This window comes from Streptomyces sp. NPDC003042 (genome assembly GCF_053591315.1).
Genome location: NZ_JBSFTP010000009.1, coordinates 18,438 through 44,076 on the forward strand (window position 1 = coordinate 18,438; position 25,639 = coordinate 44,076).

Genomic DNA, 25,639 nt, shown 5'->3' on the forward strand with positions numbered 1-25,639 from the left:
CATGAGCACCAGAGCCGCCGCACCCACCCGTCGCGAGCAGATCCTCAGTGAGGCCGCCCGGCTCTTCGCGGCGCGCGGATTCCACGGCGTGGGCGTGGACGAGATAGGGGCCGCGGTCGGCATCAGCGGCCCCGGCCTGTACCGGCATTTCGCGGGCAAGGACGCCATGCTCGCCGAACTGCTGGTCGGCATCAGCGAGCGGCTGCTGACGGGTGGGCGCCGGCGTGTCGAGGAAGCGGCCGGGGGTCCGGCGGACGTGCTGGGATCCCTCGTCGAGGGACACATCGACTTCGCGCTGAACGACCGGGCGCTGATCACCCTCCACGACCGGGAGCTGGACCGCCTGCGGGACGCCGACCGCAAGCTCGTACGGCAGCTCCAGCGGCAGTACGTGGAACTGTGGGTGGGCGTCGTACGGGAACTGCACCCCCAGGTGGGCGAGGCGGAGGTACGGGTCTGCGTCCACGCCGTCTTCGGCCTGCTGAACTCCACCCCGCACCTCGCGGCGCTGGGCAGGGACGCGACGGAGTCGCTGCTGCGGCGGCTGGCGGACGGGGCTTTCGGGGCGCTGTCGGGGTGAGGTGGGGCGTCCGCCGGTCGGGACGGACGGGACGGCTCCGGCCGGGCGGCGGCAGAATGGGCCGCATGCCGATAGAGACGTCCGTACCGCTCGTACCGTCCGTACCCAGCCGCGCCGAACTCGTCGAACATCTGGTCCGTACGCGGATCGCGGGGGAGGTGGCGACCCCGCGCGAGAACAACCTGAGCCACTACCGCAAGCTCGCCAACGGTGACCGCCACTACTGGCTCGGCCTGGAACTGGGCGACCGCTGGACGGACGAGCAGGACGTACTGGCCGTCATGGCCGAGCGCTGCGGTGTCGTGGACGACCCGGCGTACCGCTTCGGGCAGGACACCATCGACCCGGAGCTGACCGTCTCCGGCCTGGACCGGATGGCGGCGCGCCTACGGAAGGCGGCGCTGGACCGGCAGAGCGTGCTGTTCGCCACCGGCCACCCGGGGGGACTGCTGGACGTCCACCGCGCCACGGCCGCCGCGCTGCGGGCGGCGGGCTGCGAGATCGTGGTGATCCCCCAGGGCCTGATCGCGGACGAGGGCTCGGTGTGGCAGTTCGCGGACGTCGCCGTGCAGGAACGCGGGGCGACGCTGTGGCACACCCACTCCCCGGCGCCGATGGCCGCGATCCTGGACGGGCTCGCGCTCACGCGCCGCCCGCAGCCGGACCTGGTCGTCGCCGACCACGGCTGGGCGGGTTGCGCGGCGCAGCGCGGCCTGGACGCGGTGGGCTACGCCGACTGCAACGACCCGGCGCTGTTCCTGGCCGAGGCCGAGGGCACCCTCCAGGTGGCGGTCCCCCTGGACGACCACGTCCGCGACCCCCGCCACTACGACCCGCTGGTGGCGTACCTGCTGGACGCGGCGGGGCTGGGGAACGCGTAGCCCTGCGGCGCCGTAGCCGGGGCGCTGCCCCGGGCCCCGCGCCTCAAACCCCCCCAGACTCCGTCCGGGGATACCCCCTGGCGGGGCTGGATTTGCCGACGTTTGAGGCGCGGGTCCGGGCAGGGCCCGGCTACGCGCGGGGGACGCGGACCACGCCCTCCTGGATGACGGTCACGGCGAGCCGCCCGTCCTGGGTCCAGATCCTCGCCTGGCCGAGGCCCCGGCCGGCCGCCGCCGAGGGGGACTCCTGGTCGTACAGGAGCCACTCGTCGGCGCGGAAGGGGCGGTGGAACCACATCGCGTGGTCCAGCGAGGCGCCGACCACGTCGCCGACCGCCCAGCCGCCCCGGCCGTGCGCGAGCAGTACCGAGTCGAGCAGGGTCATGTCCGAGACGTACGTGGCCAGGCAGGTGTGCAGCAGTGGATCGGCGCTGTCGAGCTTGCCGGCCGTACGGAACCACACCTGCGAGCGCGGCTCCACCGGCTCGCCGACGCTGCCCCACGGCGGGGTCGTCGCGTACCGCAGGTCCACCGCGGCGCGCGCGTCGATCAGCCGCTCCACCGTGTCCGGGTCGCGGAAGATCTCCCGGTAGGCGGGCAGTGACTCGGCGGCCGTCGGCAGGGTCTCCGGGTCCGGCGCCTCGGGCATGGTGACCTGGTGGTCGAGGCCTTCCTCGTACGTCTGGAAGGACGCCGAGAGGTGGAAGATCGGCTGCCCGTGCTGGACGGCGACGACGCGGCGCGTGGTGAAGGAGCGCCCGTCGCGGATCCGGTCGACCGAGTAGACGATGGGCGCGCCCGCGTCGCCGGCGCGCAGGAAGTACGAGTGCAGCGAGTGCGCGACGCGGTCCTCGGGCACGGTACGCCCGGCCGCGACCAGCGCCTGGGCCGCGACCTGACCGCCGAAGACGCGCGGTACCAGCGCCGAGCGGCTGGTACCGCGGAAGATGTTCTCCTCGATCTGCTCGAGGTCGAGCAGATCGAGGAGCGTCGTCAGTGCCTCGTTCATGGGGGAAGGCCAGATGCCCGAAGTCCTTACAGACCCATGGACTTGGCGATGATGGACTTCATGACCTCGCTCGTGCCGCCGTAGATGCGGTTGACGCGGTTGTCGGCGTACAGGCGGGCGATCGGGTACTCGTTCATGTAGCCGTAACCGCCGTGCAGCTGGAGGCACTTGTCGATGACGCGGTGCGCGACCTCGGTGCAGAACAGCTTCGCGGACGCGGCCTCGGCCGCCGTCAGCTCACCGGCGTCCAAGGCTTCCAGCGCGCGGTCGGCGACGGCCTCGGCGGCGTCCACCTCGGCCTGGCAGGAGGCCAGTTCGAACTTGGTGTTCTGGAAGTGCGCGACCGGCTTGCCGAAGACGGTGCGGTCCGTCACGTACTGCTGGGCGAACCGGACGGCGGCCTTGGCCTGCGCGTACGCGCCGAAGGCGATGCCCCAGCGCTCGGAGGGCAGGTTCGCGCCGAGGTAGTAGAAGCCCTTGTTCTCCTCGCCGAGCAGGTCCTCGACCGGCACCTTCACGTCGACGAACGCCAGCTCGGCGGTGTCGGAGGTGCGCAGGCCCAGCTTGTCCAGCTTGCGGCCGATGGAGTAGCCCTCGGACTTGGTGTCCACCGCGAAGAGGGAGATGCCGAAGCGGCGGTCGTCCTCGCGGGGGGAGGAGGTGCGGGCGCAGACGATCACGCGGTCGGCGTGGACGCCACCGGTGATGAAGGTCTTGGAGCCGTTGAGGACGTAGTGCGTGCCGTCCTCGGAGAGTTTGGCGGTGGTCTTCATGCCCGCGACGTCGGAGCCGGTGCCCGGCTCGGTCATCGCCAGGGCCCACATCTCCTCACCGGAGACGAACTTCGGCAGGTAGCGCTTCTTCTGCTCGTCGGTGCCGAGCATCTTGAGGTACGGCAGGGCCAGCAGCACGTGCACGCCGGAGCCGCCGAAGTTCACACCCGCGCGCGAGGTCTCTTCGTAGAGCACGGCTTCGAACTTGTGCGTGTCCAGGCCCGCGCCGCCGAACTCCTCGGGCACGTTGATCCCGAAGACGCCCAGCTCGCCGAGCTTGTAGTAGAAGTCGCGAGGCGCCTGTCCGGCCTGGAACCACTCGTCGTAGACGGGGACGACCTCGGCCTCGATGAAGGCGCGGATGGTCTCGCGGAACGCCTCGTGGTCCTCGTCAAAAACGGTACGGCGCACTGGGCCGACTCCCTTCCGTCGCGGCAGTACGCCGCACTTGGCTAAGCGCTTGCTCAATTAAGTTACCGGCGGGTTGTCTCTCCTGTCCAGGGTTCGTAGTGCGAACCACATCTCCATCCGGACGTCCGGGTCGTCGAGGTCGGCGGACAGCAGGGCGGCGCAGCGGGCGATGCGCTGGCGGACCGTGTTGCGGTGGACGGCGAGGGCGGTGGCCGTGCGGTCCCAGCTGCCGTGGTGGGCCAGCCAGGCGCGCAGGGTGTGCGCCTGCGTCTCGGTCAGCGGGGCGAGCAGGGATGCGGCATGGGCGCGGGCCCGCGCCGGGTCGACGAGGGTGTCCAGGCCTCCGTCGGTGTGCCGGACCAGCGGGGTGCGGGCCGCCTCCGCCCGGTGCAGCGCGCGGGCCGCCTCGGCGTCGGCCGTACGCAGCTCCGCGGGCGCGGCCGGGGAACTGACCCCGAGGTGCCATCCGGGCTGCGGGGCGGGATCCCGGTCGGTCACCAGGCGTACGTCGTTCCCGCGCCGGTCCAGCAGTACGGTGCCCAGCGCGGCCGCCAGGGCCTGCGGGTCGCCGGCACCGCGGGCGTGGACCACGTGCCAGGGGCCCCGGGCGAGGGCGTCGGCGGGGGAGCCGCCGAGGAGCAGCCGGGTCAGGGCGGCGGCCTCGTCCCCGGCGGGGCGGGACGCGGTGAGCAGGGTCAGCAGGACGGCGGCGACCGAGGCGATCGTGTGGTCGCCCGGGGCGCGGGACGGGGTGGCGAGGGCGAGGGCCTGGCCGCCGCCCATGGCGTAGGCGGCCAGGTGCGTGCCGTCCAGGGTGTCGGTGGCGGTCGCCGCGCCACCGGGAGCGACCCGCCGGGCCAGTCCGGCGACCGCGGCGAGGACGGATTCGGCGGGCGCGGGTCCGGCGGCTTGCGCGGTGGTGGAGCCGACCTGGTCGTCGGCCGCGGCTTCGGCCGGTGCGAGCAGCGCCGCCCAGCCGCCCAGGCTCGCCGCGAGGCGGCGCAGCACCGCCGGGACCGGATCGGGGCGGGCGGCCGCGGCGGCGAGGGACTGCTGGGCCTCGGTGACCCGGCGCAGCTCGCGCGTACGGGCCTGCGCCATCAGCCGCCAGACGGCCCGGGCCACCGCTGTGAACGGGGTGTGCGGCGGGACCTCCAGCAGCGGCAGCCCGTACCGCGCGCACGCGGCAGCCAGCGCGGGCGGCACCTCCTCGTGCACCGGCGCCACGCCGAACCCGAGCGCCGCCGCACCCGCCTCGACGAGCCGGGCCACGTATGTATCCGGAGCCGCCAGCTCCGGGTCGGCCCCGAGCTCCGCGCCGGCGGTCAGCAGCAGCTCCCCGCCGAGCAGGTAAGGGGAGGGGTCCGCCATCTCGGAGGCGTGCACCCCGTGCACATCGGCCTCGGCGGGCCCCGCGAGGAGCCGCAGCCCGAGGTCCCGGTCGGCGAGCAGTGCGCCGAGGGGGACCGGTGCGGTGGGCGGGGCCTCCATGGATACTCCGTACACATCGAGGATGCTGGATGGATAGAACGTACACTTCGCGGCCGTGGAGTGTCGCCTTACGCTCGAAGCACCGCACCCGCAGGACCTCCGGAAGGGCACCCCTCATGAGCACGCAGCCGCGCGGACCCGTCGACTCCTCCCGCATCCCGCGCTACGCGGGCCCCGCGACCTTCGCCCGGCTGCCGCGCCTCGACGAGGTCGGCTCCGCCGACGTCGCCGTCGTCGGCGTCCCCTTCGACTCCGGCGTCTCGTACCGCCCCGGCGCCCGCTTCGGCGGCAACGCCATCCGCGAGGCCTCGCGCCTGCTGCGCCCGTACAACCCGGCCCAGGACGCCTCCCCCTTCGCCCTCGCGCAGGTCGCGGACGCCGGCGACATCGCCGTGAACCCCTTCAACATCAACGAGGCCGTCGAGACGGTCGAGGCCGCGGCGGACGAGCTGCTCGGTGCCGGGTCCCGCCTGATGACCCTCGGCGGCGACCACACCATCGCCCTGCCGCTGCTGCGCTCGGTGGCGAAGAAGCACGGCCCGGTCGCGCTGCTCCACTTCGACGCGCACCTGGACACCTGGGACACCTACTTCGGCGCCGAGTACACGCACGGCACTCCCTTCCGCCGTGCCGTCGAGGAGGGCATCCTCGACACCGAGGCGCTGTCGCACGTCGGTACGCGCGGCCCGCTGTACGGCAAGCAGGACCTGGACGACGACGCCAAGATGGGCTTCGGCATCGTCACCTCGGCGGACGTCTACCGCCGTGGCGCCGACGAGGTGGCCGACCAGCTGCGCCAGCGCATCGGTGACCGTCCCCTCTACATCTCGATCGACATCGACGTACTGGACCCGGCGCACGCGCCCGGCACCGGCACGCCGGAGGCGGGCGGCATGACCTCCCGCGAGCTGCTGGAGATCATCCGGGGGCTGTCGTCCTGCAACCTCGTTTCCGCCGACGTGGTGGAGGTGGCCCCGGCGTACGATCACGCGGAGATCACCTCGGTCGCGGCGTCGCACACCGCGTACGAGCTGACCACGATCATGAGCCGCCAGATCTCGGCGGCGAGGGCGAACCCGAAGGGCAACTGAGCGCGTGACGCACGACCACGACCTGGTACTCCGTCCCACCGAGGCCCAGACGGCCGCTGCCCTGGCGCCGCCGCCGGGCCGGACGGGCGGGGACCTGGTCGTGGAGACGCTGCGTTCGCTCGGCGCGACCACCGTCTTCGGGCTGCCGGGCCAGCACGCACTGGGGCTGTTCGACGCGGTGGGCCGCTCGGACCTGCGGTTCGTGGGCCTGCGTACGGAGAACAACGCGGGCTTCGCGGCGGACGCGTACGGCCGGATCACGGGCGAGGCGGTCCCGCTGCTCCTGTCCACCGGGCCGGGCGCGCTGATGGCGCTGCCGGCCCTGGCGGAAGCGGCGGCGGCCTCGGCGCCGGTCCTGGCCATCTCCTCCCAGGTGCCGGTCGCGGGCCTGGGCGGGGGACGGCGCGGGTACCTGCACGAGCTGCGGGACCAGTCGGCGTCCTTCCGGGACGTGGTGAAGTCGGTCCACGTGGCCCGTACGCCCTCCCAGATCCCGTCGGTCGTGGCCGAGGCCTGGGAGTCGGCCCTCACGGCACCGCACGGCCCGGTGTGGGTGGAGATCCCGGAGGACGTCCTGCGGGCCGAAACCCTGATCCCCCAGGTCACGGGTGTGGACGCGACCCCGCACGAACTCGCGCCGCGCCCGGAACTGACCGCCCTCGCCGCCCACTGGCTGGAGAACGCCGCCCGCCCGGTGGTCATCGCGGGCGGCGGGGTCATCCGCTCGGACGCGGCGGGCAAGCTGAAGCAGCTGGCGGAGCGCCTCAACGCCCCGGTGGTCACCACCTTCGGGGGCAAGGGTGCCTTCCCCTGGACGCACCCGCTGTCCCTCCAGTCCTGGCTGGAGGACCGTCACATGACGGACTTCCTGGAGGACGCCGACGTCGTGCTGGTCGTCGGCTCCGGCCTGGGCGAGCTGTCCTCGAATTACCACACCTTCTTCCCCGAGGGCCGGGTCATCCAGATCGAGGCCGACCTCGGCAAGCTGGAGTCGAACCACGCGGGACTGGGCATCCACGCGGACGCCCGCCTCGCCCTCCAGGCCCTCCTCGAAACGGTGTCCGCGCGCGAGGACGCGAACGCGGCGGAGCGGGTCCGGATGGTCCTGTCGGAGATCGCGGGCCGCCTGTCGTCCCAGGACGTTTCCCTGGAGCAGCAGCTCCTGACCTCGATCCGCCAGGCCCTGCCGCCCCGCTCGCCGTCCTTCTGGGACATGACGATCCTCGGCTACTGGGCCTGGTCCGCCTTCGACGCGAAGCACCCGAACACCATGCACTCGGCCCAGGGCGCGGGCGGCCTCGGCTACGCCTTCCCGGCGGCGCTGGGCGCCTGCGTCGCGGAGCCGGGCACCCCGGTGCTGGCCGTCTCCGGCGACGGCGGCGCGATGTACTCGATCGCCGAGCTGGCCACCGCGAAGCAGCACGACCTCGACGTCACCTGGCTGATCGTGGACGACGGGGGCTACGGCATCCTGCGCGAGTACGGCTGCGCGACGGGTACGGACCTCACCGGCCCGGACTTCGTCGCCCTGGCGGAATCCTTCGCGGTCCCGGCGACCCGCACGACCCCGGCCACCCTCCGCGAGGACCTCGCCAAGTCCCTGGCCGAGCCGGGCCCCTCCGTGCTGGTACTCGCGGCCAACCTTCACATGTTCGCCCCAACGCACGTTTAGGGACAGGAACGTGGCTCGTTAGGGTGGCTGTGATCAGGTCCGGGGTGGAGTCCGAGGGGGAGCAGTGTCGTTCGAGCAGGAATGGGCCCAGCAGAAGCAGGCCACGGCCGGAACCCCGTCGCCGCAGATGCGACTGAACCAGTTGCCCGCCGATCAGGGAGGCGGGCAGGGAGTTCTGGCGACGGCCCCGCCGGCGAAGAAGAAGGCGGCCAACACCATCGAGAACGTCCTGCAGCCCGGCACGACGAAGGCCGCGGACGCGGCCGACGAACCCACCAAGAACGCCGTCAAGGCCTTCAGCGGCTGGGAGACGGCGGCCGGTCTGACGAAGGCGCACACGCACTGGGACGACCAGGTGAAACGCCTGATGGGACGGCTGAACTCGGAGAAGACGGCCCTGCGCGGGGCCTCGAACCTGTTCACCGGAAACGACCAGCTGACGGGCCAGAGCTTCCAGCCGGTGCAGTCCAGGGTCGCGGGACTTTAGGGGAGCGGGGAGACGTGCCGAATTACCACGAGGTCATGACCACGGACCTGTCCGCGCTCACCACGGCCGCCGAGGGCTGGAAGTCCATGGCGACGCAGTTCAAGACGCTTGAGGACGTGTACGAGAAGGAAGTCCAGAGCGTCTCCACGGGCAACGGCTGGCTGGGCAGCAGCGCGAACGTGTCCGCCACCAACTCCACCATCACCCGCAACGAGTTCGACGCGGCCCAGACGGAGGCGCTGGCCATGGAGTCGCTGCTCCGTGACGCCTTCGCCCGGTTCACGGAGCTGAAGGGCCGGGTCACGTCCGCCGTCGCTGACGCCGTCAAGGCCGGTATGAAGGTCTCGGACGCCGGCATCGCGAGCTACGACTTCAGCAAGGCCGACGCGGCCACGGCGAACGCGGCGCGGCACGATCCCGACCTCCCGGAGGTCGAGCGCTCCTGGACGCAGCGGATCGCGGACACGGTGAAGGCCGTCACGGAGTTCGACGCGGACGTCAAAACGGCCCTGTTGAACGCCTCGGGGGCGGACGGCACCTCGATGTTCGGCTTCAACTCCAAGCCGGTCAACGATGTCGAGGCCGTGGAGGCGCTGGCCCTCACCCACAAGATCCGTTCGGGCAAGGCCTCCCCGGAGGAGCTGGCGCACTACAACGACCTCCTCAAGCAGAACTCCACGGACAAGCACTTCAGCGAGGCGTACCTGAACTCGCTGGGCGCGAAGGACACCCTGCTGCTGGCGGACCAGATGAACCTCGCGTCCAACGACCGCGGTGTGTCGGCCGCCGACAAGAAGCTCTACGAGTCGATCAACTCCGGCCTCGCGGGGACGATCGCCTCGGGCACCAAGGACCCGGACAGCTACGCCTACAAGCCCTTCGTCAACGGGCTCAAGGAACAGGGACCGGAGCTCGTCGCCAAGGGCCTGCGGCCGACGCACGGCTACCAGGCGCTGGTCACCCTCATGTCTAACGGTGACGGCTACGGCAAGCAGTTCCTCAACGACATCGGCGACGGCATGATCGCGGCCGAGAAGTCGAAGCCGCACATGTACGACCACGCCTGGGACTCCCAGCGCCCGAACCTGGTCTCCGATCCGCTGGACGGCCTGCTGGGCATCATGGCCAAGGACCCGGACTCGGCGACGTACTTCCTCGACCCCGAGGCGCCCGGCAACAAGAACGAGCACCTGAAGTACATGCTCGACGACCGGGATATGCCCGACCCCTACTTCTCGGCGGGCGTCGGCCAGCCGATCGACGTAAAGGGCGACAAGACGGCAGGCCTGGGCGCGGCCATCCAGGCGGCGGCCACGGGCCTCGTGGACGGCGAGAAGCTGGGCCCGCCGGGACCCCACACCGAGGGCCAGGCGCGCGTGATGCACGAGGCGATCCAGCTGCTCGACGGCGACATGAAGGGCGACAAGTTCAAGGAGGACCTGGAGGGCCTGCGCGAGCCGATGGCGAGGGCCCTGGTGGACTACGTGGCCGACACCCACGAGATCCTCGGCGGTAAGAACACCGATCTGGGCGGTCACGCTGGCAGCGACTCCATCTACGGTTCGGGTGACAAGGCCCAGATCGCGGTCGGACAGGGCAGTCTGATCCGTGTGATGCGCGGCATCGCGGACGACGGCCCGTCCTACGGCCTGATGGTCCAGGCGGAGCGGGCCTATTCGGCGGAACAGCTCGCGACTGCCGTGCCGTACAAGGCCGGATCTCCGCACGAGGCCAGTATCGACTGGGACAACCGTGCGCACGACATCGGAGCGGCATCCGGGGCCCTCAACGGAATCGGCGCCGACGTCTACAAGGACAAGGAAGACGACAAGGTCAAGTGGGCCGAGGGTACGGCCGAGTACACGGCCGCGAGCGTGAACGGGCTCATCGGCGAGATCCCGGTGGTGGGCACGGTAGGTGGCTCGCTGATGGACGCGGCCAAGTACGACTGGGTCGAGGGTGTCAAGGACGCGGCCGAGGAACTGAGCAAGAAGGAGTCCAGCGATAACTACTCGGCGGGCATGGACGGGACCAACAAGCTGTTCGACGCATGGAGGGACCAGCGGCAGTCGGACGGCGGCGACCCGGAGGCCGAACACGCTCAGAACGCAGCGGGCGTGGCCTACACGAGCGGGCGGGAGGCTGCCCGTGCGCACCTTCGGCCCTGACGTGCGGAAGGCTTTTGCAGGGTCGGCGCTCGCGCTCCTCTGCGTAGTGACCCTGGCATCGTGCACCTCGGACGATTCCGCGTCGAAGTCCGCGGACCCCTGCGGGATCAGTCCGTCCTCGGAGGAGGAATCGCTGGTGCGCGAGGTCCTCGGGAAAGAGGACTTCGCGACGAAGGCCTACGGCAGCACGAGCGTCTTGGTGGACAAGATGGAGCGCGCGCTGCCGAACATGCCCAAGAGGGACATGTTCTACACGAACGCATGCGGATACAGCGTGGGTGGAGAGCAGGGTGACTCCGGTGTGACCTTCCTGGCCGGGTGGTTTCTTCGGACCTCCGAACTGCCCTCTTTCCCCAACGACGTGTCCTACGAATTGAACGGTGCGCGCGGTGTAGCGCGAAGCAGCAGCTCGACGCTGCTCGTCCCGTGCGACCTGCCCGGTGAGCTCGGGGCGCAGTCGCAGAAGGTGTGGCTCACAGCGGACACCACGTACAGGTTCAGCCCGTCCCGGCCGGACGTGGACCAGGCGACCAAAGCCCGGCGTATGACCCTCACCTACCTCATGGCCCGTCGCGTCACGGAGGCCCTCGGCTGCGAGAACAAGCCGCTGGAGAAGCCCCCCGTGGTGAAGCCGCGCCCTACCCCCTGACGGGTACTTCGGCCCAGACCGCCTTGCCGATGCCGTGCCGGCGAGGGCAGCAGCCCCACCGCTCGGCCAAGGCCGCCACGATCGCGAGCCCCCGGCCCCGCTCGTCCCACTCCGCCACGACCAGTGGCGTGAGCTTGACGGCGGGGCCGGCGTCGGCGACCTCCACCCGCAGTACCTCGTCGTAACGGGCGATCCGGATCCCGATGTCCCGCCCCTGCGGGGCGCGTGCGTGCCGGACGGCGTTGGTGACCAACTCGGAGAGCAGCAGCTCGGCTGTGTCGGCCTGGTCTTCGTTCACCTCCCACTCGGCGAGCTGCTCGCGCAGCAGTGCACGGGCCCGTCCCGGGGCGTGGAGGCTGCGGGGAGCAGCAAGAAGATCTCATCGGCAGAGGGCATGGTCATGGGGCCTCACCTATCTAGATACCTCCCGTAAGTGAAGCGCGACTCTGAGTGACCGTCAAGAGGTATCTAGATATGTTCGATGTCGGCATGCGTTGGTCGGACATGGCCCCGCCGAGACCCCTAGGCTGGTCGGTGATGATCGGGGAGGACCGGATGTCGAAGAACGTTGCGCGACGGCAGCCCAAGTACCAGCGGATGGCTGCCGAGCTGAAGGACGCCATCGCGGCGGGTGAGTACGGGCCCGGCGACCGGCTGCCGGGCGAGAGCGACCTCATGCGCACCTACGAGGTCGCGCGGATGACCGCCCGGCAGGCGCTGGGCGTGCTCCAGTCCGAAGGGCTGGCCGAAGCCCGAAAGGGCGCCGGGGTCTTCGTACGGGAGTTCCGGGTCGGTATCCGGCGGCGCGGGATCCAGAGGCTGTCCGTCGAGGTGTGGGGAAGCGGTGGGTCCATCTGGGGCGCGGACGGGAAGGGGCACGACCCCGAGGTCGAGTTCCTCGGCGTCGCGGAGGAGGCCGCGCCCGGCCCCGTCTCCACGCTGCTGGGGCTGGCGGCAGACGCACCCGCCTGCGTGCGCCGCCGGAGGTTCCTGCTCGACGGGGAGCCGGTCATGGTGGCCACCTCGTACCTCGACGCCGCGCTCGTGGCCGGCACGCCCATCGCGGAGCCCGACAGCGGCCCGGGCGGGATCTACGCCCGGCTCGCCGAGCTGGGCGTCGGGCCCGTCCGGTTCCGGGAGGAGGTCCGCTCGCGGATGCCGACTCCCGACGAGGCCGCGCGGCTCGGGTTGGCCGCCGGGACTCCCGTCGTGCTGATCGTCCGTACCGCCTTCGCGGCCGAGGGCAGGGTGGTCGAGGTCAACGAGATGGTCCTCGACGCCTCCGCGTACGTCCTGGAGTACGAGTTCGACGCCTCCTAGCCAAGGGCGGTCAGGCAGCTTCGTGTTCCTGTGCGGTAAAGACGACGAGGGACGTCTCACCGACGAGCTTGAGGTTCAGCTCGGACTCCATGGCCCGCGCGAGCCGCGCCAGCAGTGGCACGGTCGGTACGGTCCCGCCCAGCTCCAGCTTGGACACCTGCGGCTGCGTCATCCCGGCCCGCCGCGCGAGTTCGGTCTGCGAGATCCCGAGCTGGCTCCGCCGGTCGTACACGGCCTGCCCCAGCTCGAACGCGAGCCGGATCTCCTCGCGACGCCTGACGGTCTCCGGGCTCTCGGAGAACCCCTCGGCGATTGCCTTGTCCCGGGTGAGCTTCCATCGTGCGTGGCTGACCATTACGAGACTCCGTCCTTCATGTCACGCATGTAGATATCCGTTGCCGGCCCGTGCTCGGCCTTGCAGTGTTGCTTGGCGAGTACGGCTCGGGCCACCTCGCGATCCTCGCGCTGTCTCGTCTTCCGGAAGACGGTCAGCAACACAATTCGTCGGCAGGGGGCGAGCCAGTACGAGATGCGTACGGCGGTGTGATCGCGGCCGAGGTTGAATCGGAGCTCCCGCACCCCGTCGCCAAGGTGCCTTGAATACGGTTCACCAAGCGTCGTCGGGCTGCCCAGGAGCAGCCCCACCACGTGCTCGGCGACCAGGTAGTCAGCGTCGGAGAGGTTCATCAGCCAAAGCCGGACCTCCGGCTCGATCTCGATGTCGAATGGCTCGTCCATGCATCGGAACGTATAGATGCTTCAGTGTATGGCGGCCGGGAACTAGAAGGAATCCCTCGTGTGAGTGAAGACCTGACTGCCGGCACCGAGGACCGGTAACCCCTCGTCGAATTGCTGGGCGTCGCCGAAGAGGCCGCGCCCGAGGCCGTCGGCGGTGTGCTCGGGCTGGCTGCCGGGACACCGGTCGTGCCGATCGTCCGTACCGCCTTCGCGGCCGAGGGCAGGGTGGTCGAGGTCAACGAGATGGTCCTCGACGCCTCCGCGTACGTCCTGGAGTACGAGTTCGACGCCCCGTAACGCTGTGGTCCTCCCCCTTCGGCAATATGCTTCATATGAAGTCAGCCTAGGAGATATATGTGATGTCCAACCTCTACGTGGAAGTCGACGACGACGCCCTGGCCGAAGCGGCGTCAATACTGGGCACGAAGTCGAAGAAGGACACCGTCAACGCCGCCCTGCGTGAGGTCGCGCGCCGTCGGCGGAGGCTTGAGGCTCTCGAAGAGCTCATGGAAATGGGTAAGCGCGGCGACTTCGGCATTCTCCTGGACAAGGCCAACTACCGCCGATGAGCCCGCTGACCTATTTGATCGACACGTCCGCAGTGGCCCGCATCATGACGAACGCGGATGTCGGCAAGTCCTGGAGTGACCACTTGGCCGAGGGCGTCGTCGGCATCTGCGAGGTGACGGAACTGGAGATCCTCTTCTCCGCCCGCTCTCTCGCTGATCGTCTGAAGAAGGAAGAGCTCCTGGAGAGGCTCTTCAACCGGACCCCCATGCCGGACAGCGTCTATGTCCGGGCCCGCTCCGTGCAGCGGTTGCTCACTGACCGTGGAGAGCACCGCAGCGCAGGTCCGGTCGATCTCCTCGTCGCGGCGACCGCCGAGCTCTCGGGGCTGACCCTGCTCCACTACGACACCGACTTCGAGACCATCGCCCGTACCACCGGTCAGCCGACGAAGTGGGTGGCAGCGCCAGGTACCGCGTAAGGCTGTTCGATTGTGGCGGCGGGATGAAATCCGCCGGTCGGCGCGTTGGGGGAGGCGGCAGGGCAGGACCAACGGGGAGGCATCACGTGACGGCGGCAGAGACGGCGGCTGGGGAGAAACAGGGCTGGGGCAGGCGGCTCGCCGCCTATACCTGGCGGTACAGGCGCAACGTGCTGCTCGCGCTCGGGTCCTCTCTGGCCGGCATGGCCGTGATGGCGGTCGTGCCGCTGGTCACCAAGGTGATCATCGACGACGTCATCGGGGAGAAGTCCAAGGACATGGCTCCCTGGGCGGGGATGCTCATAGCCGCCGCCCTGCTCGTGTACGTACTGACGTACATACGCAGGTACTACGGCGGCCGGCTCGCCCTCGACGTCCAGCACGACCTGCGCACCGACATGTTCGCGAGCATCGCCCGCCTCGACGGGCGCCGGCAGGACGAGCTGTCCACCGGTCAGGTGGTCGGGCGGGCCACCAGTGACCTCCAGTTGATCCAGGGCCTGCTCTTCATGCTCCCGATGACCATCGGGAACTTCCTGCTCTTCGGGATATCCCTCGGGATCATGCTGTGGCTGTCGCCGCTGCTGACGCTCGTCGCGCTGCTGATGGCCCCCGCCCTGTGGTTCATCGCCAAGCGCAGCCGCAAGAAGCTCTTCCCCGCCACCTGGTACGCGCAGAGCCAGGCCGGCGCCGTCGCGGGCGTCGTCGACGGGGCCGTGACCGGCGTCCGCGTCGTCAAGGGCTTCGGGCAGGAGGAGCAGGAGACCGGCAAGCTGCGCGCCGCCGGGCGCCGGCTGTTCGCCGGGCGGATGCGGAGCATCCGGCTCAACTCCCGCTACACCCCCGCCCTCCAGGCGGTCCCGGCCCTCGGGCAGGTCGCCATGCTGGCCCTCGGCGGCTGGATGGCGACCAAGGGGCAGGTCACCCTCGGTACCTTCGTCGCCTTCTCCACCTACCTCGCCCAGCTCGTCGGCCCCGTCCGCATGCTGGCGATGGTGCTCACCGTCGGCCAGCAGGCCCGCGCCGGCGTCGAGCGGGTCTTCGAGCTGATCGACACCGAGCCGGTGATCCAGGAGGGCACGCACGAACTGCCCGCCGACGCGCCCGCCACCATCGGGTTCGAGGACGTCCGCTTCGGCTACGACCCCGAGCGGCCCGTCCTCGACGGGTTCTCCCTCTCCATCGCCGAGGGCGAGACCATCGCCCTCGTCGGCTCCTCCGGCAGCGGCAAGTCCACGGTCTCCCTCCTCGTCCCGCGCTTCTACGACGCCGACCACGGCACCGTCCGCGTCGGCGGGTACGACGTGCGCGAGCTGACGTACGACTCCCTGCGCGACGCCATCGGGCTCGTGCCCGAGGACTCCTTCCTCTTCTCCGACACCATCCGCGCGAACATCGCCTACGGGCGCCCCGACGCCGGCGAGGAGGAGATCCGCGCCGCCGCCCGCGCCGCCCAGGCCGAGGGGTTCATCGCAGCCCTCCCCGCCGGGTACGACACCAAGGTCGGCGAACAGGGGCTCACCCTCTCCGGCGGCCAGCGCCAGCGCATCGCCCTCGCCCGCGCCATCCTCACCGACCCCCGGCTGCTGCTCCTCGACGACGCCACCTCCGCCGTGGACGCACGCGTCGAGCACGAGATCCACGAGGCGCTGCGGGCCGTCATGGCCGGCCGCACCACCCTCCTCATCGCCCACCGCCGCTCCACCCTCGCGCTCGCCGACCGGATCGCCGTACTCGATCGGGGCCGGCTCGCCGACATCGGAACGCACGAGGAGCTCGAGCGCCGCTCCGCCCTGTACCGCAGGCTGCTGACGGACCCCGACGCCCTCGGGGCCGCCTCGCCGCGTACGCCCGACGCACCGGCGATGGCCGAGTTCGAGCGGGACGTCGAGCGGGACATCGAGCGCGACCTGGAGCTGGAAGCAGAGATCGACTCCGAGCAGGTGAGCGCCAAGCGCCGGGTCAGCGACGGGGTCACTCCCGAGCTCTGGCGGCGCCAGGAGGACGGCAAGGGCTCCGCCTCCGCCCCCGCCGTGGCCGGCGCCGCCGCCTCGGGCGCGCCCGGCCCCGGGCACTCCATGGCCGGGGCCGTCGCCGGGACGCCCGCCACCCCCGAACTGCTCGCGCAGGTGGCCGCGCTGCCGCCCGCCGACGACGAACCCGACGTGGACGAGACCCGTGCCGCGTCCGCCGAGGAGAGCTACGGCCTGCGCCGGCTGCTCAGCGGTTTCTGGGCGCCACTGGCCATCAGCCTCGCCCTCGTCGCCCTCGACGCGGGCTCCGGGCTGCTCCTGCCCATCCTGATCCGGCACGGCATCGACCAGGGTGTCGAACAGGCCGCCCTCGGCGCCGTCTGGGCGGCCTCGGGCCTTGCGCTGATGGTGGTCCTCGCTCAGTGGGCCGCCCAGTTCGCCGAGATCCGGATGACCGGACGCACCGGCGAGCGCGTGCTGTACGCGCTGCGCGTCAAGATCTTCGCCCAGCTCCAGCGCCTCGGTCTCGACTACTACGAGCGCGAGCTGACCGGGAAGATCATGACCCGGATGACCACGGACGTGGACTCCCTCTCCAGCTTCCTGCAGACCGGACTGGTCACCGCCGTCGTCTCCGTCTTCACCTTCTTCGGGATCCTGATCGCCCTGCTCGTGCTGGACCTCCAGCTCGCGCTGATCGTCTTCGCCACCCTCCCGGTGCTGGTGATCGGCACGATCGTCTTCCGCCGCAAGTCGGTCGCCGCCTACGAGCTCGCCCGCGACCGGGTCAGCCTGGTCAACGCCGACCTCCAGGAGTCCGTCTCCGGACTCCGCATCGTCCAGGCCTTCCGCCGTGAGCACACCGGCGCCGCCCGGTTCGCCGAGCGCAGCGCCTCGTACCGCGAGGCCCGGGTGCGCGGCCAGTGGCTGATATCCGTCTACTTCCCCTTCGTCCAGCTGCTGGCCTCGGGCGCGGCGGCGGCCGTGCTGATCGTCGGCGCGGGCCGGGTGGGGGCCGGCACCCTCACCACCGGCGCGCTGGTGGCGTACCTGCTCTACATCGACCTGTTCTTCGCGCCGGTCCAGCAGCTCTCCCAGGTCTTCGACGGCTACCAGCAGGCCACCGTCTCCCTCGGCCGGATCCAGGACCTGCTGCGCGAGCCCACCACCACCCCGAGGCCGGAGCGGCCCCGCGAGGTGGAGCAGCTGCGCGGCGAGATCGCCTTCGAGGACGTGCGGTTCCAGTACGGAACCGCCGAGGAGCGCGGCGAGAAGGGTGAGGCGCTGGCCGGAATCAGCCTGCGGATCCCCGCCGGCCAGACCGTCGCCTTCGTCGGCGAGACCGGGGCCGGAAAGTCCACGCTGGTCAAGATGGTGGCCCGGTTCTACGATCCGACCTCCGGCCGGGTCACCGCCGACGGCGCCGACCTGCGGGAGCTCGACCTGGCGGCGTACCGCCACCGGCTGGGAGTCGTCCCCCAGGAGCCGTACCTCTTCCAGGGGACGGTCCGCGACGCCATCGCCTACGGGCGGCCCGAGGCGAGCGACGCCGAGGTGGAGGCGGCGGCCCGCGCGGTCGGCGCCCACGACATGATCGCCACCCTCGACGGCGGCTACCTGGCCGGCGTCGCGGAGCGCGGCCGCAACCTCTCGGCCGGGCAGCGCCAGCTGATCGCGCTGGCCCGCGCCGAGCTGGTCGATCCGGACGTGCTGCTGCTCGACGAGGCCACCGCCGCACTCGACCTGGCCACCGAGGCGCAGGTCAACCACGCCACCGACCGGCTCGCGGGCAAGCGCACCACGCTGGTCGTGGCGCACCGGCTGACCACCGCCGCCCGCGCCGACCGCGTCGTGGTCATGGACCGCGGCCAGGTCGTGGAGGACGGCACGCACGCCGAACTCCTGGCGCGCGGCGGACGGTACGCCGAGCTGTGGCGGACCTTCGTCGGGGAGGACGAGCGGGCCGTGGCCTAGGCGGGTCCCAGGCCACGGCCCTGCGGGTCAGAGTTCGCCGAAGAGCAGGTTGCCGGGGGCGTCCTCGTCGTCACCGGTGTAGTACTCGCGTACGGCGTCGAGGAGTTCGTCCAGCGACAGGTACCCGTCGTGGTTCTTGTCGACCCGCGCGAAGAGCGCCTCCGCAGCGGCCGGCTCCAGCTTGGTGTCGAAGGCGAGCTGCGCCTTGTGGAACTCCTCGGGGCTGACGCGCCCGTCGCCGTTGGTGTCGACGACCGTCAGGATCGCCTTCGCCATCGGCCGGAACGACCGGTCGTAGGCGGGCCCGCCCTGCGAGTACAGCCGCGTCATGCCCTGCTTGTACTCCTCGGGGGTGACCTTGCCGTCCCGGTCGATGTCCAGCTCGGTGAACAGGTCCTGCCAGAAGTCGACGAGCCCCGCCATCACCTGGGTCGCCTTGGGAGACGTGGCGGGCTCGGAGAGCGCCGACAGGAGCCGGGCTCCGAGCGCGATGATGTCGTCCGCGTCGATGACACCGCTGCCGTCCGCGTCGAGGTGGGTGAAGGCGCGCTCAAGCTTGCGGTCGAGCAGGTCGTTCGTCATTTCAAGTGCCTTTCGCGACTACCCTGTGAAGACGTGTGATGACCTACCGTAATCTCCTGGCTGACTTGGAACTCCCGTTCTCCCGCTAGGAAGTTGTGGATGCACTCTTACGAGGTATGGGTGGCCGGCGCCGAAGAGTCCGGCACCCGTTGGGTCTACTGGCCCCGGGTGGGTCAACTCCTCCGTGAGCCGTACGAGGTCCTCGCCCTCAAGGCGCGACTGGAGCGCGGCGAGGACCTTCCGTACGACGACCGCCTCCTCGCCGGCCGCGTCGCCATGTCCACCCCGGAGCAGGGGCTGCGCGCCCTGGCCGCCGCCCGCGCGGCCCAGCCCGGCTGGGCCCGGGTACCCCTCGCCGACCGCCTGGACCTGCTGCACGGCATTTACCGGGCCGTCACCGAGCGGCGCGAGGAGCTGACCGGCCTGCTGGTGGCGGAGGGTCATCCCCTGCGGCTGGCCGCCTGGGAGCTGGCTTCCGTGGCCAGTACCTTCCACCCGGATTCCGTCGCCGATTTCGCCGCTCAGCTGCGGCAGCCGGAGCGGACGTCGGCCGGCCGGCGGATCCGGCTGGTGCGCAAGGCGGACGGGGTGGTCTGCCTGAGTCCGCCGCGCAACGCTCCGACCTCCAACTCGTTCTACGGCGCTCTGACGCTGGCGGCGGGCAACAGCCTGATCGTCAACGCGCCGCCCTCCGCCCCCCTGGGCGTCAGCTTCGTCTACCGGGAGATCGTGGCTCCGCTCCTGGACGGTCTCGGTGCCCCGCCCGGCACCCTGAACGTCATCTCGACGCACGCCCGCGCCGTGATGCGCCAGTGGCTGGACAGCCCCGACTGCGACGACATCGTCTTCTTCGGCGGCTCCGAGCAGGGCCTCAAGCTGGAGCGGGAGTGCGTGAACGCGGGCAAGAAGCCCGTCCTCGAACTGTCCGGAAACGACGGCGTGGTGGTCTGGCACGACGCCGAGACCGAGCAGGCGGCGCGGGCCCTGTGCGAGCGGTTCTACGGATCCGGGCAGATCTGCATGACCCCGAAGTACGCGATCGTCCACCCGGACGTGGCCGAGCGGCTGCTGAAGGAACTGGCGGAGCAGGTGTGCGGCATCCGGCCCGGGCCGCCGGAGGACCCGGCCACCGTGCTGAGCCCCGTGGTGAAGCGGGCGGAGTTCGGTGAGTTCCTTGGTGAGGTGCTGGCGGCCGGCGGCGAACTGCTGTGCGGCGGAGAGCTGGTGGACGTGGACGACGTACCGGACGGCGCCGGGCCGTTCATCCGTCCGGCCGTCGTCCGGGTGGACGGGCTGGCCGCGGCTGCCCGGTTGCGCGCGTTCCGTGAGGAGACCTTCTTCCCCCTGCTGTGCGTGGTGGTCCCCGAGGCGCCGGTCTCGTTCGGTGAGGTCGTCGGCTTCCTGAACGCCAACCGCTACGGGCTGCGGAACTCCCTGTGGGCCCAGGACCGGCAGATCATCGACCGCTTCTGCGACGAGGTCGTCAACGGAGGCATGCTGAAGGTCAACGACTCCCACATCGGCTGTCTGCCGGTCCTGCCGTACAACGGCGGTACGGGCGCCACCGGCGGAATCTTCGGAGAGGCCAACCAGCCCGCCGTACGCACCACCCACCTCCAATCGGTGGCCGACGCCACCGCTTTGCGGCCGAGGGAGGCGGTCTTCGACCACGCCGCGTCGGCGGCCCTCTGACCCCGATGGGCGGCGTGCAACCATCCGGGCGGCCCGCGCGTCGTACGGGCGTACGTGTTACGTACGACCGATCGGGGGGTCAGGGTGTTGCAGGGGTGGAAGGGGAGCGGCCGGCGGTGGGCCGTGTCGCTGGGGGTGTTCGGGGCGGCGCTCTCGCTGGGGGTCGGGGGACTGCTGGCGGCGCCCGCCCAGGCCGCGACCGGCGGCTGCGCGGGCGCGCTGGTCAGGACGCTGCCGTTCGCGGAGGGGGAGGTGCGCGTCTACAAGGGGCGCACCCAGGTCTGTGCGGTGACGGTCGCCCGGGAGCCGGGGGAGCGCCGCCGGATGGCGCTGAGCGTCCAGGCGCGTGGCGGAGTTCCCGTACGCGATGCGGGGCAATTCACCCGCTATACGGGCCCCGTCGTCGTCGGTGTGATCAGTCGATGTGTGTATGTAAGGGGCGAAGTGGCGGCCGGATCGGTCGATTCCGGCTGGATCCTGTGCTGACGGTGCGTCCCAACTAGGTCTGTTCAGACGTGTGTTCACCCAGCTAGGTTCACGGCGACCACAGTGAACTCAAGGGGAGGGTGAATGCGCAAGACGCTCGGATGGCTGCTGTCGCTCGTGGTGCTGATCGGCACCATGGGCGCGGCCGGCGCCACGGCACAAGCGGCCACCGCCGCGGGGCCGACCGCCGCCACGGACATCAAGGACCAGATCCTCGGCATTCCGGGGATGAGCCTGATCGAGGAGAAGCCGTACCCGGGGTACCGCTTCTTCGTACTGAACTACGAGCAGCCGGTCGACCACCGGCAGCCGTGGAAGGGCACCTTCAAGCAGCGCATGACCCTGCTGCACAAGGACGTCTCCCGGCCCACGGTGTTCTTCACCTCGGGCTACAACGTCAACACCAACCCGCGCCGCAGCGAGCCGACGACCATAGTCGACGGCAACCAGGTGTCGATGGAGTACCGCTTCTTCACGCCCTCCCGGCCCGACCCGGCCAACTGGGCGAAGCTCGACATCTGGCAGGCCGCCAGCGACCAGCACCGCATCTTCACCGCCCTCAAGAAGATCTACAGCAAGAACTGGATCTCCACGGGCGGCAGCAAGGGCGGGATGACGGCGACGTACTACGAGCGCTTCTACCCGCGTGACATGGACGGTGTCGTCGCCTACGTGGCGCCCAACGACGTCGTCAACAAGGAGGACTCGGCCTACGACCGGTTCTTCGCCAAGGTCGGCACCAAGGAGTGCCGCGACAAGCTGAACGCCGTGCAGCGCGAGGCGCTGGTGCGCCGTGAGCCGCTGGAGGCCAAGTACGCGGCGGCCGCCGCCGAGAACGGCTGGACCTTCACCACCGTCGGCAACCTCGACAAGGCCTTCGAGGCCGTCGTGCTCGACTACGTGTGGGCCTTCTGGCAGTACAGCCTGCTCGCCGACTGCGCCGCCATCCCGACGGCCGCGACCGCGAGCGACCAGGAGATCTGGGACACGATCGACGCGATCTCCGGCTTCTCGGCCTACTCCGACCAGGGTCTTCAGACGTACACGCCGTACTACTACCAGGCGGGTACGCAGCTCGGTTCGCCCGACATCAAGCAGCCGCACCTGGGCAACCTGAGCCGCTACGGCTACCAGCCGCCGCGCGACTTCGTGCCGCGCGACATCCCCATGACCTTCCAGCCGGGGGCCATGGCGGACGTGGACAACTGGGTGCGCAACAACGCGAACCAGATGCTGTTCGTGAACGGGCAGAACGACCCGTGGGGCGCTGAACCGTTCCGCCTCGGGTACGGGGCGCGCGACAGCTACGTGATGATCGCGCCGGGCGCCAACCACGGGGCCAACGTCGCCAAGCTCCAGGAGGGCGAGAAGGCCCTGGCCACCGCGAAGATCCTGCAGTGGGCCGGGGTGGCACCCGCCGACGCGCTCGCCGACGCGGGCCGGGCGACGCCGCTGGCCTCCCCGGACGCGCAGCTCGACCAGCAGGACCTGGAGCGCGAGCCGCAGCTGCGACCGTAGCCGCAGCCGTTCCTTCCAGGAGTTCTACGGGGCCACGGGCTGGTACGACAGCCCGTGGCCCCGCAGGTAGCGGCCCGGGACCGGGACCGGGAGGCGGCCGACAGGCCGCCGGGCGCCGGTGATCACCCGGGCCGCCGCCCGCATCTCGACATCCGTCCAGGAGTACGTCGCCAGCTCCGCCGCGCAGGTCGGCAGCCGCGCCGGGTCGTACGGGTTGCGGATCGCGACCAGGACCACCGGCACCCCCGTCGCGATCAGCTCCGCCACCAGCGTGCGCTGCGGACTCTCCCCTTCCGGGACGTTGTACGTGCACACGAGCACCGCCGCGTGCCCCGGAGCGCCCGCCACGGCTCTCCCCGGCGGCAGGGCCGACGCCCGGCAGCCCAGAGCGCTCAGCTCCCGCGCCAGGACCGTCGTAGGGGGTCCCGTGGTACCCGTGGGGGACACCGGGTCGGTCCCGGTGACCAGCAGCCGGGGCCCGGCCGTGGCGTCCAGCGGCAGCAGCCCGCCGGGGTTGGCCAGCAGGGTCGTCGTGGCGGCCGCGATCTCGTCGGCGGCGGCCAGGTGTTCCGGGATGCCGACCGTCGTGTCGACCCGTTCGGCGGAGGTGCCCGCCTCGGCGAACAGGCCCCGGCGGGACTTGAGTTCCAGGATGCGCAGCACAGACTCCTCGATCCGCTGCTCCGTCAGCTCGCCCGCCTCGACGGCCGCCAGCACGCTGCGGTGCGCGAGTCTCAGGTCCGGCGGGTTCAGCAGCTGGTCGCAACCTGCCTTGAGCGCCAGGACCGGGACCCGGTCGTCCCCGTACTTCTGGCGGACCCCGGCCATGTCGAGCGCGTCGGTGACCACCACCCCCCGGAAGCCGAGGCGTTCGCGCAGGATGCCGGTGACGATCGGCCGGGAGAGGGTCGCCGGATCCCCCGAAGGATCGAGCGCGGGGAAGACGATGTGCGCCGTCATGACGGCGTCCACGCCGGCCTCCACCGCCGCCCGGAAGGGTGGCTCGTCCAGTTCCTCCCAGACGGCGCGGGTGTGCCGCATCACCGGCAGCCCGACGTGGCTGTCGGTCTCGGTGTCCCCGTGTCCGGGGAAGTGCTTGGCGGCGGCGGCCACCCCGGCGCCCTGGTAGCCGCGGACCTGGGCGGCGACCAGGGCCGCCACCGCGCGAGGGTCGGAGCCGAAGGAGCGTACGCCGATCACCGGATTGGCGGGATTCACGTTGACGTCGGCCACCGGCGCGTAGTCCTGCCGGATGCCCAGGGCGGCCAGTTCGGCCCCCGCGATGCGCGCGGCCCGGCGGGCGTCGGCGGTGGAGCCGGTCGCGGCGTGCTGCGCACCGAGCGCCATCGCCCCGGGGAGCAGGGTCGCGGGCTTGCCGATGCGGGCGACGGCGCCGTGCTCCTGGTCGGTGGAGAGCAGCAGCGGGATGCGGGGTCCGGAGGTCAGGGCGGCCCGCTGGAGACCGCCCGAGAGGTCGGCGATCTGGTGCGGGGTGCGGGTGTTGTGCGCCCATGCGAAGTAGATGATCCCGCCGAGGTGGTAGCGGGAGACCAGCTCGGCGGCGGTGCGCACCCCGAACAGCGCCAGGTTCTTCTCGGCGTCCGCCGGATCGGGGTCGGTCGCCGAATGCCCGTAGGCCCGGGAGACGAAGAGCTGCCCGACCTTCTCGGCCAGGCTCATCCCGGCCACCAGGGCGCGCAGCCGCGCCCGGTCCGGGTGGCGACCGGGGCCCTGGCGGGGCGGTCGGTCGCCGGAGCGCGAGCCGTCGGGCGCCGGGTCGGGGCCCATGGCGGAGGTGAAGGCTCCGGCGGCCGTGGCGGCGGCCATGGCGACCGCGGCGAGCAGGGTCCGACGGGAGGCTTGCCGCTTCAACTGGCGATCCGTAGCGATGTCGTGACACAGTGTGTGTGCACGCCCGGCGCCCAGGCGACGTCGGGCACCCTCCTCGGCCTTATAGCCGTGCAGGCTGGGCCAGCCAGCGTCCGGAGGGACGTGCTCACACGGGCCACCGGTAAATTGGTCGGCACCAGGGCACGAAGACGATTGGCGCATGTCCGGCATTTTGCCGTGCGTGAATCCTGCGGGATCGCTACGCCAGTCAGAGACGCTTGGTACGGCACGCGCCGACCCTACTGCCGGGATACGGCCTCAGAGTGACGGACACTCGGGAGGCCCCCGGAAGTGGAGCCATTTGGGGGGCTACCCAGGGGCTGCGCAGGCCCAGTGCTCCTGGAGTGTCCGGACGGCCTCGGTGATCGCGGGCCGGCGGGCCGCTCCCGTCCGCCACAGGGCGTACAACCGGCGTACGGGGCCTGGTTCGAGGGGGACGGCCACCGCACCCGGCGGCAGCGCACCCGTGCCCAGCCGGGGCACCACGGCGACCCCGAGCCCGGCGGCGACCAGGGCGACGATGGTGTGGTTCTCCTCGGCCACGTGCGCGATGTCGGGCTCGAACCCGGCCATGCGCAGGGTTCGCACCAGCCAGTCGTGGCAGACCCGGCCCGGCGGCTGGCACACCCACCGCTGGCCCCCGAGATCCGCGCGCCGCACCAGGCGCCGGGTCGTGAAGGGATGCCCGGCCGGGACGACCAGATCGCACCGGTCGTCCCCGATCACCGCCTGTTCCACGCCCTCGGGGGCGGGCAGCGGGGCGATGTCCCAGTCGTGGGCCACCGCCAGATCGGTGACGCCCCGGGCCACCAGGTCCACCGAGAGATGGGGGTCCACCTCTGTCAGGCGTACGTCCAGCGCCGGATGACGGTGAGCCAGATCGGCGAGCACCCCCGGCAGGAGCCCCCGCGCCGCCGAGGCGAAGGCGGCCACCGTCAGCAGCCCGCTCGGCTGCCCGCGCCGCTCCTCCAGCGTCGTCTCGGCGCGCTCCACGATCGCCAGCAACTCCTGTGCGGTGTCGGCCAGATGGAGCGCCTCCTCGGTGAGCGCCACCCCGCGCCCGCGCCGCTCCAGCAGCGTGGTGCGGGTCTCCCGCTCCAGCTTGGCGATCTGCTGCGAGACGGCGGAAGGGGTGTAGCCGAGGGCAGCCGCGGCGCCCGCCACCGAGCCGTGGACGGAGACGGCGTGCAGGGCGCGCAGCCGGGACAGGTCGAGCATGCGCCCATCGTAGGCGCACCGCCGACCCATTCGTAAGCAATGCTTCAT

General features: G+C 71.1%; 24 protein-coding genes. 15 read left to right on the top strand and 9 right to left on the bottom strand.

What is annotated here, in order from left to right; translation table 11 throughout:
• The first annotated feature begins 1 nt into the window (after position 1).
• Both ACWDYJ_RS07475 and ACWDYJ_RS07480 read left to right on the top strand, forming a co-directional pair.
• Positions 2–580: an SACE_7040 family transcriptional regulator gene (locus ACWDYJ_RS07475; protein ID WP_451564530.1), complete on the top strand. Its 579-nt coding sequence runs from the start codon at positions 2–4 to the stop codon at positions 578–580.
• Between the two features lie 56 nt (positions 581–636).
• Positions 637–1,461, top strand: coding sequence for a phosphatase (locus ACWDYJ_RS07480; protein WP_451564531.1), 825 nt, complete (start codon positions 637–639; stop codon positions 1,459–1,461).
• A 130-nt stretch (positions 1,462–1,591) separates the two neighbouring features.
• Here ACWDYJ_RS07480 and tesB read toward each other — a convergent pair whose 3' ends face one another.
• From tesB to ACWDYJ_RS07495, 3 genes are read right to left on the bottom strand one after another with little or no spacing between them, the layout of a single operon-like run.
• Entirely contained in the window at positions 1,592–2,470 is an 879-nt protein-coding gene (tesB, locus tag ACWDYJ_RS07485; protein ID WP_451564532.1) for an acyl-CoA thioesterase II, read from the bottom strand.
• Between the two features lie 26 nt (positions 2,471–2,496).
• Positions 2,497–3,654 carry an acyl-CoA dehydrogenase family protein gene (locus ACWDYJ_RS07490; RefSeq protein WP_451564533.1) on the bottom strand — a complete coding sequence of 386 codons (1,158 nt, stop codon included), beginning with the start codon at positions 3,652–3,654 and terminating at the stop codon, positions 2,497–2,499.
• A gap of 57 nt (positions 3,655–3,711) precedes the next feature.
• On the bottom strand, positions 3,712–5,145 hold the full coding sequence (locus ACWDYJ_RS07495; RefSeq protein WP_451564641.1) for a PucR family transcriptional regulator: 1,434 nt from the start codon (positions 5,143–5,145) through the stop codon (positions 3,712–3,714).
• 116 nt (positions 5,146–5,261) lie between these two features.
• On the opposite strand from ACWDYJ_RS07495, the gene speB reads away from it, so the two are divergent.
• The 5 genes from speB (at position 5,262) to ACWDYJ_RS07520 (ending at position 11,212) form a co-directional block, all read left to right on the top strand.
• Positions 5,262–6,236 (top strand): agmatinase, encoded by a 975-nt coding sequence (gene speB / locus ACWDYJ_RS07500; protein WP_451564534.1) that lies wholly within the window; start codon positions 5,262–5,264, stop codon positions 6,234–6,236.
• A gap of 4 nt (positions 6,237–6,240) precedes the next feature.
• On the top strand, positions 6,241–7,908 hold the full coding sequence (locus ACWDYJ_RS07505; RefSeq protein ID WP_451564535.1) for a thiamine pyrophosphate-binding protein: 1,668 nt from the start codon (positions 6,241–6,243) through the stop codon (positions 7,906–7,908).
• A 64-nt stretch (positions 7,909–7,972) separates the two neighbouring features.
• Complete coding sequence (locus ACWDYJ_RS07510) at positions 7,973–8,395, top strand: hypothetical protein (protein WP_451564536.1); 423 nt, start codon at positions 7,973–7,975, stop codon at positions 8,393–8,395.
• 35 nt (positions 8,396–8,430) lie between these two features.
• Positions 8,431–10,563, top strand: a complete 2,133-nt coding sequence (locus ACWDYJ_RS07515; RefSeq protein WP_451564537.1) for a hypothetical protein — start codon at positions 8,431–8,433, stop codon at positions 10,561–10,563.
• Positions 10,544–11,212, top strand: coding sequence for a hypothetical protein (locus tag ACWDYJ_RS07520; protein WP_451564538.1), 669 nt, complete (start codon positions 10,544–10,546; stop codon positions 11,210–11,212). Before ACWDYJ_RS07515 ends, ACWDYJ_RS07520 begins: the two co-directional genes overlap by 20 nt.
• Here ACWDYJ_RS07520 and ACWDYJ_RS07525 read toward each other — a convergent pair.
• On the bottom strand, positions 11,202–11,540 hold the full coding sequence (locus ACWDYJ_RS07525) for an ATP-binding protein (RefSeq protein ID WP_451564642.1): 339 nt from the start codon (positions 11,538–11,540) through the stop codon (positions 11,202–11,204). The genes ACWDYJ_RS07520 and ACWDYJ_RS07525 overlap by 11 nt on opposite strands.
• Before the next feature lie 227 nt (positions 11,541–11,767).
• On the opposite strand from ACWDYJ_RS07525, the gene ACWDYJ_RS07530 reads away from it, so the two are divergent.
• Positions 11,768–12,532, top strand: a complete 765-nt coding sequence (locus ACWDYJ_RS07530) for a GntR family transcriptional regulator (protein WP_451564539.1) — start codon at positions 11,768–11,770, stop codon at positions 12,530–12,532.
• 10 nt (positions 12,533–12,542) lie between these two features.
• Here ACWDYJ_RS07530 and ACWDYJ_RS07535 read toward each other — a convergent pair whose 3' ends face one another.
• On the bottom strand, positions 12,543–12,887 hold the full coding sequence (locus ACWDYJ_RS07535; RefSeq protein ID WP_451564540.1) for a helix-turn-helix domain-containing protein: 345 nt from the start codon (positions 12,885–12,887) through the stop codon (positions 12,543–12,545).
• Positions 12,887–13,270 carry a type II toxin-antitoxin system RelE/ParE family toxin gene (locus tag ACWDYJ_RS07540; RefSeq protein ID WP_451564541.1) on the bottom strand — a complete coding sequence of 128 codons (384 nt, stop codon included), beginning with the start codon at positions 13,268–13,270 and terminating at the stop codon, positions 12,887–12,889. Before ACWDYJ_RS07540 ends, ACWDYJ_RS07535 begins: the two co-directional genes overlap by 1 nt.
• 111 nt (positions 13,271–13,381) lie before the next feature.
• On the opposite strand from ACWDYJ_RS07540, the gene ACWDYJ_RS07545 reads away from it, so the two are divergent.
• The 4 genes from ACWDYJ_RS07545 (at position 13,382) to ACWDYJ_RS07560 (ending at position 18,205) form a co-directional block, all read left to right on the top strand.
• On the top strand, positions 13,382–13,567 hold the full coding sequence (locus tag ACWDYJ_RS07545) for a UTRA domain-containing protein (protein WP_451564542.1): 186 nt from the start codon (positions 13,382–13,384) through the stop codon (positions 13,565–13,567).
• Between the two features lie 62 nt (positions 13,568–13,629).
• Positions 13,630–13,839 carry a type II toxin-antitoxin system VapB family antitoxin gene (locus ACWDYJ_RS07550; RefSeq protein WP_451564543.1) on the top strand — a complete coding sequence of 70 codons (210 nt, stop codon included), beginning with the start codon at positions 13,630–13,632 and terminating at the stop codon, positions 13,837–13,839.
• A complete protein-coding gene (locus tag ACWDYJ_RS07555; protein WP_451564544.1) occupies positions 13,836–14,258 on the top strand; it encodes a PIN domain-containing protein in 423 nt (140 codons plus the stop codon). Before ACWDYJ_RS07550 ends, ACWDYJ_RS07555 begins: the two co-directional genes overlap by 4 nt.
• Before the next feature lie 86 nt (positions 14,259–14,344).
• The gene (locus ACWDYJ_RS07560) at positions 14,345–18,205 is read left to right on the top strand and encodes an ABC transporter ATP-binding protein (protein ID WP_451564545.1); all 3,861 of its coding nucleotides are present in this window, start codon (positions 14,345–14,347) and stop codon (positions 18,203–18,205) included.
• Positions 18,206–18,232: 27 nt separating this feature from the next.
• Here ACWDYJ_RS07560 and ACWDYJ_RS07565 read toward each other — a convergent pair whose 3' ends face one another.
• Complete coding sequence (locus ACWDYJ_RS07565) at positions 18,233–18,787, bottom strand: EF-hand domain-containing protein (RefSeq protein WP_451564546.1); 555 nt, start codon at positions 18,785–18,787, stop codon at positions 18,233–18,235.
• 99 nt (positions 18,788–18,886) lie between these two features.
• On the opposite strand from ACWDYJ_RS07565, the gene ACWDYJ_RS07570 reads away from it, so the two are divergent.
• The 3 genes from ACWDYJ_RS07570 to ACWDYJ_RS07580 all read left to right on the top strand — a co-directional run bounded on the left by ACWDYJ_RS07570 (position 18,887) and on the right by ACWDYJ_RS07580 (position 22,483).
• Positions 18,887–20,479 (top strand): aldehyde dehydrogenase family protein, encoded by a 1,593-nt coding sequence (locus ACWDYJ_RS07570; RefSeq protein WP_451564547.1) that lies wholly within the window; start codon positions 18,887–18,889, stop codon positions 20,477–20,479.
• 123 nt (positions 20,480–20,602) lie between these two features.
• Positions 20,603–20,965 (top strand): hypothetical protein, encoded by a 363-nt coding sequence (locus tag ACWDYJ_RS07575; RefSeq protein ID WP_451564548.1) that lies wholly within the window; start codon positions 20,603–20,605, stop codon positions 20,963–20,965.
• An 84-nt stretch (positions 20,966–21,049) separates the two neighbouring features.
• Positions 21,050–22,483, top strand: coding sequence for a S28 family serine protease (locus ACWDYJ_RS07580; RefSeq protein ID WP_451564549.1), 1,434 nt, complete (start codon positions 21,050–21,052; stop codon positions 22,481–22,483).
• A 24-nt stretch (positions 22,484–22,507) separates the two neighbouring features.
• Here the strand turns inward: ACWDYJ_RS07580 and ACWDYJ_RS07585 are convergent, their stop codons facing one another.
• Positions 22,508–24,310: a glycoside hydrolase family 3 protein gene (locus ACWDYJ_RS07585; protein WP_451564643.1), complete on the bottom strand. Its 1,803-nt coding sequence runs from the start codon at positions 24,308–24,310 to the stop codon at positions 22,508–22,510.
• A gap of 372 nt (positions 24,311–24,682) precedes the next feature.
• A complete protein-coding gene (locus tag ACWDYJ_RS07590) occupies positions 24,683–25,591 on the bottom strand; it encodes a LysR family transcriptional regulator (protein ID WP_451564550.1) in 909 nt (302 codons plus the stop codon).
• Between the last annotated feature and the right edge of the window lie 48 nt (positions 25,592–25,639).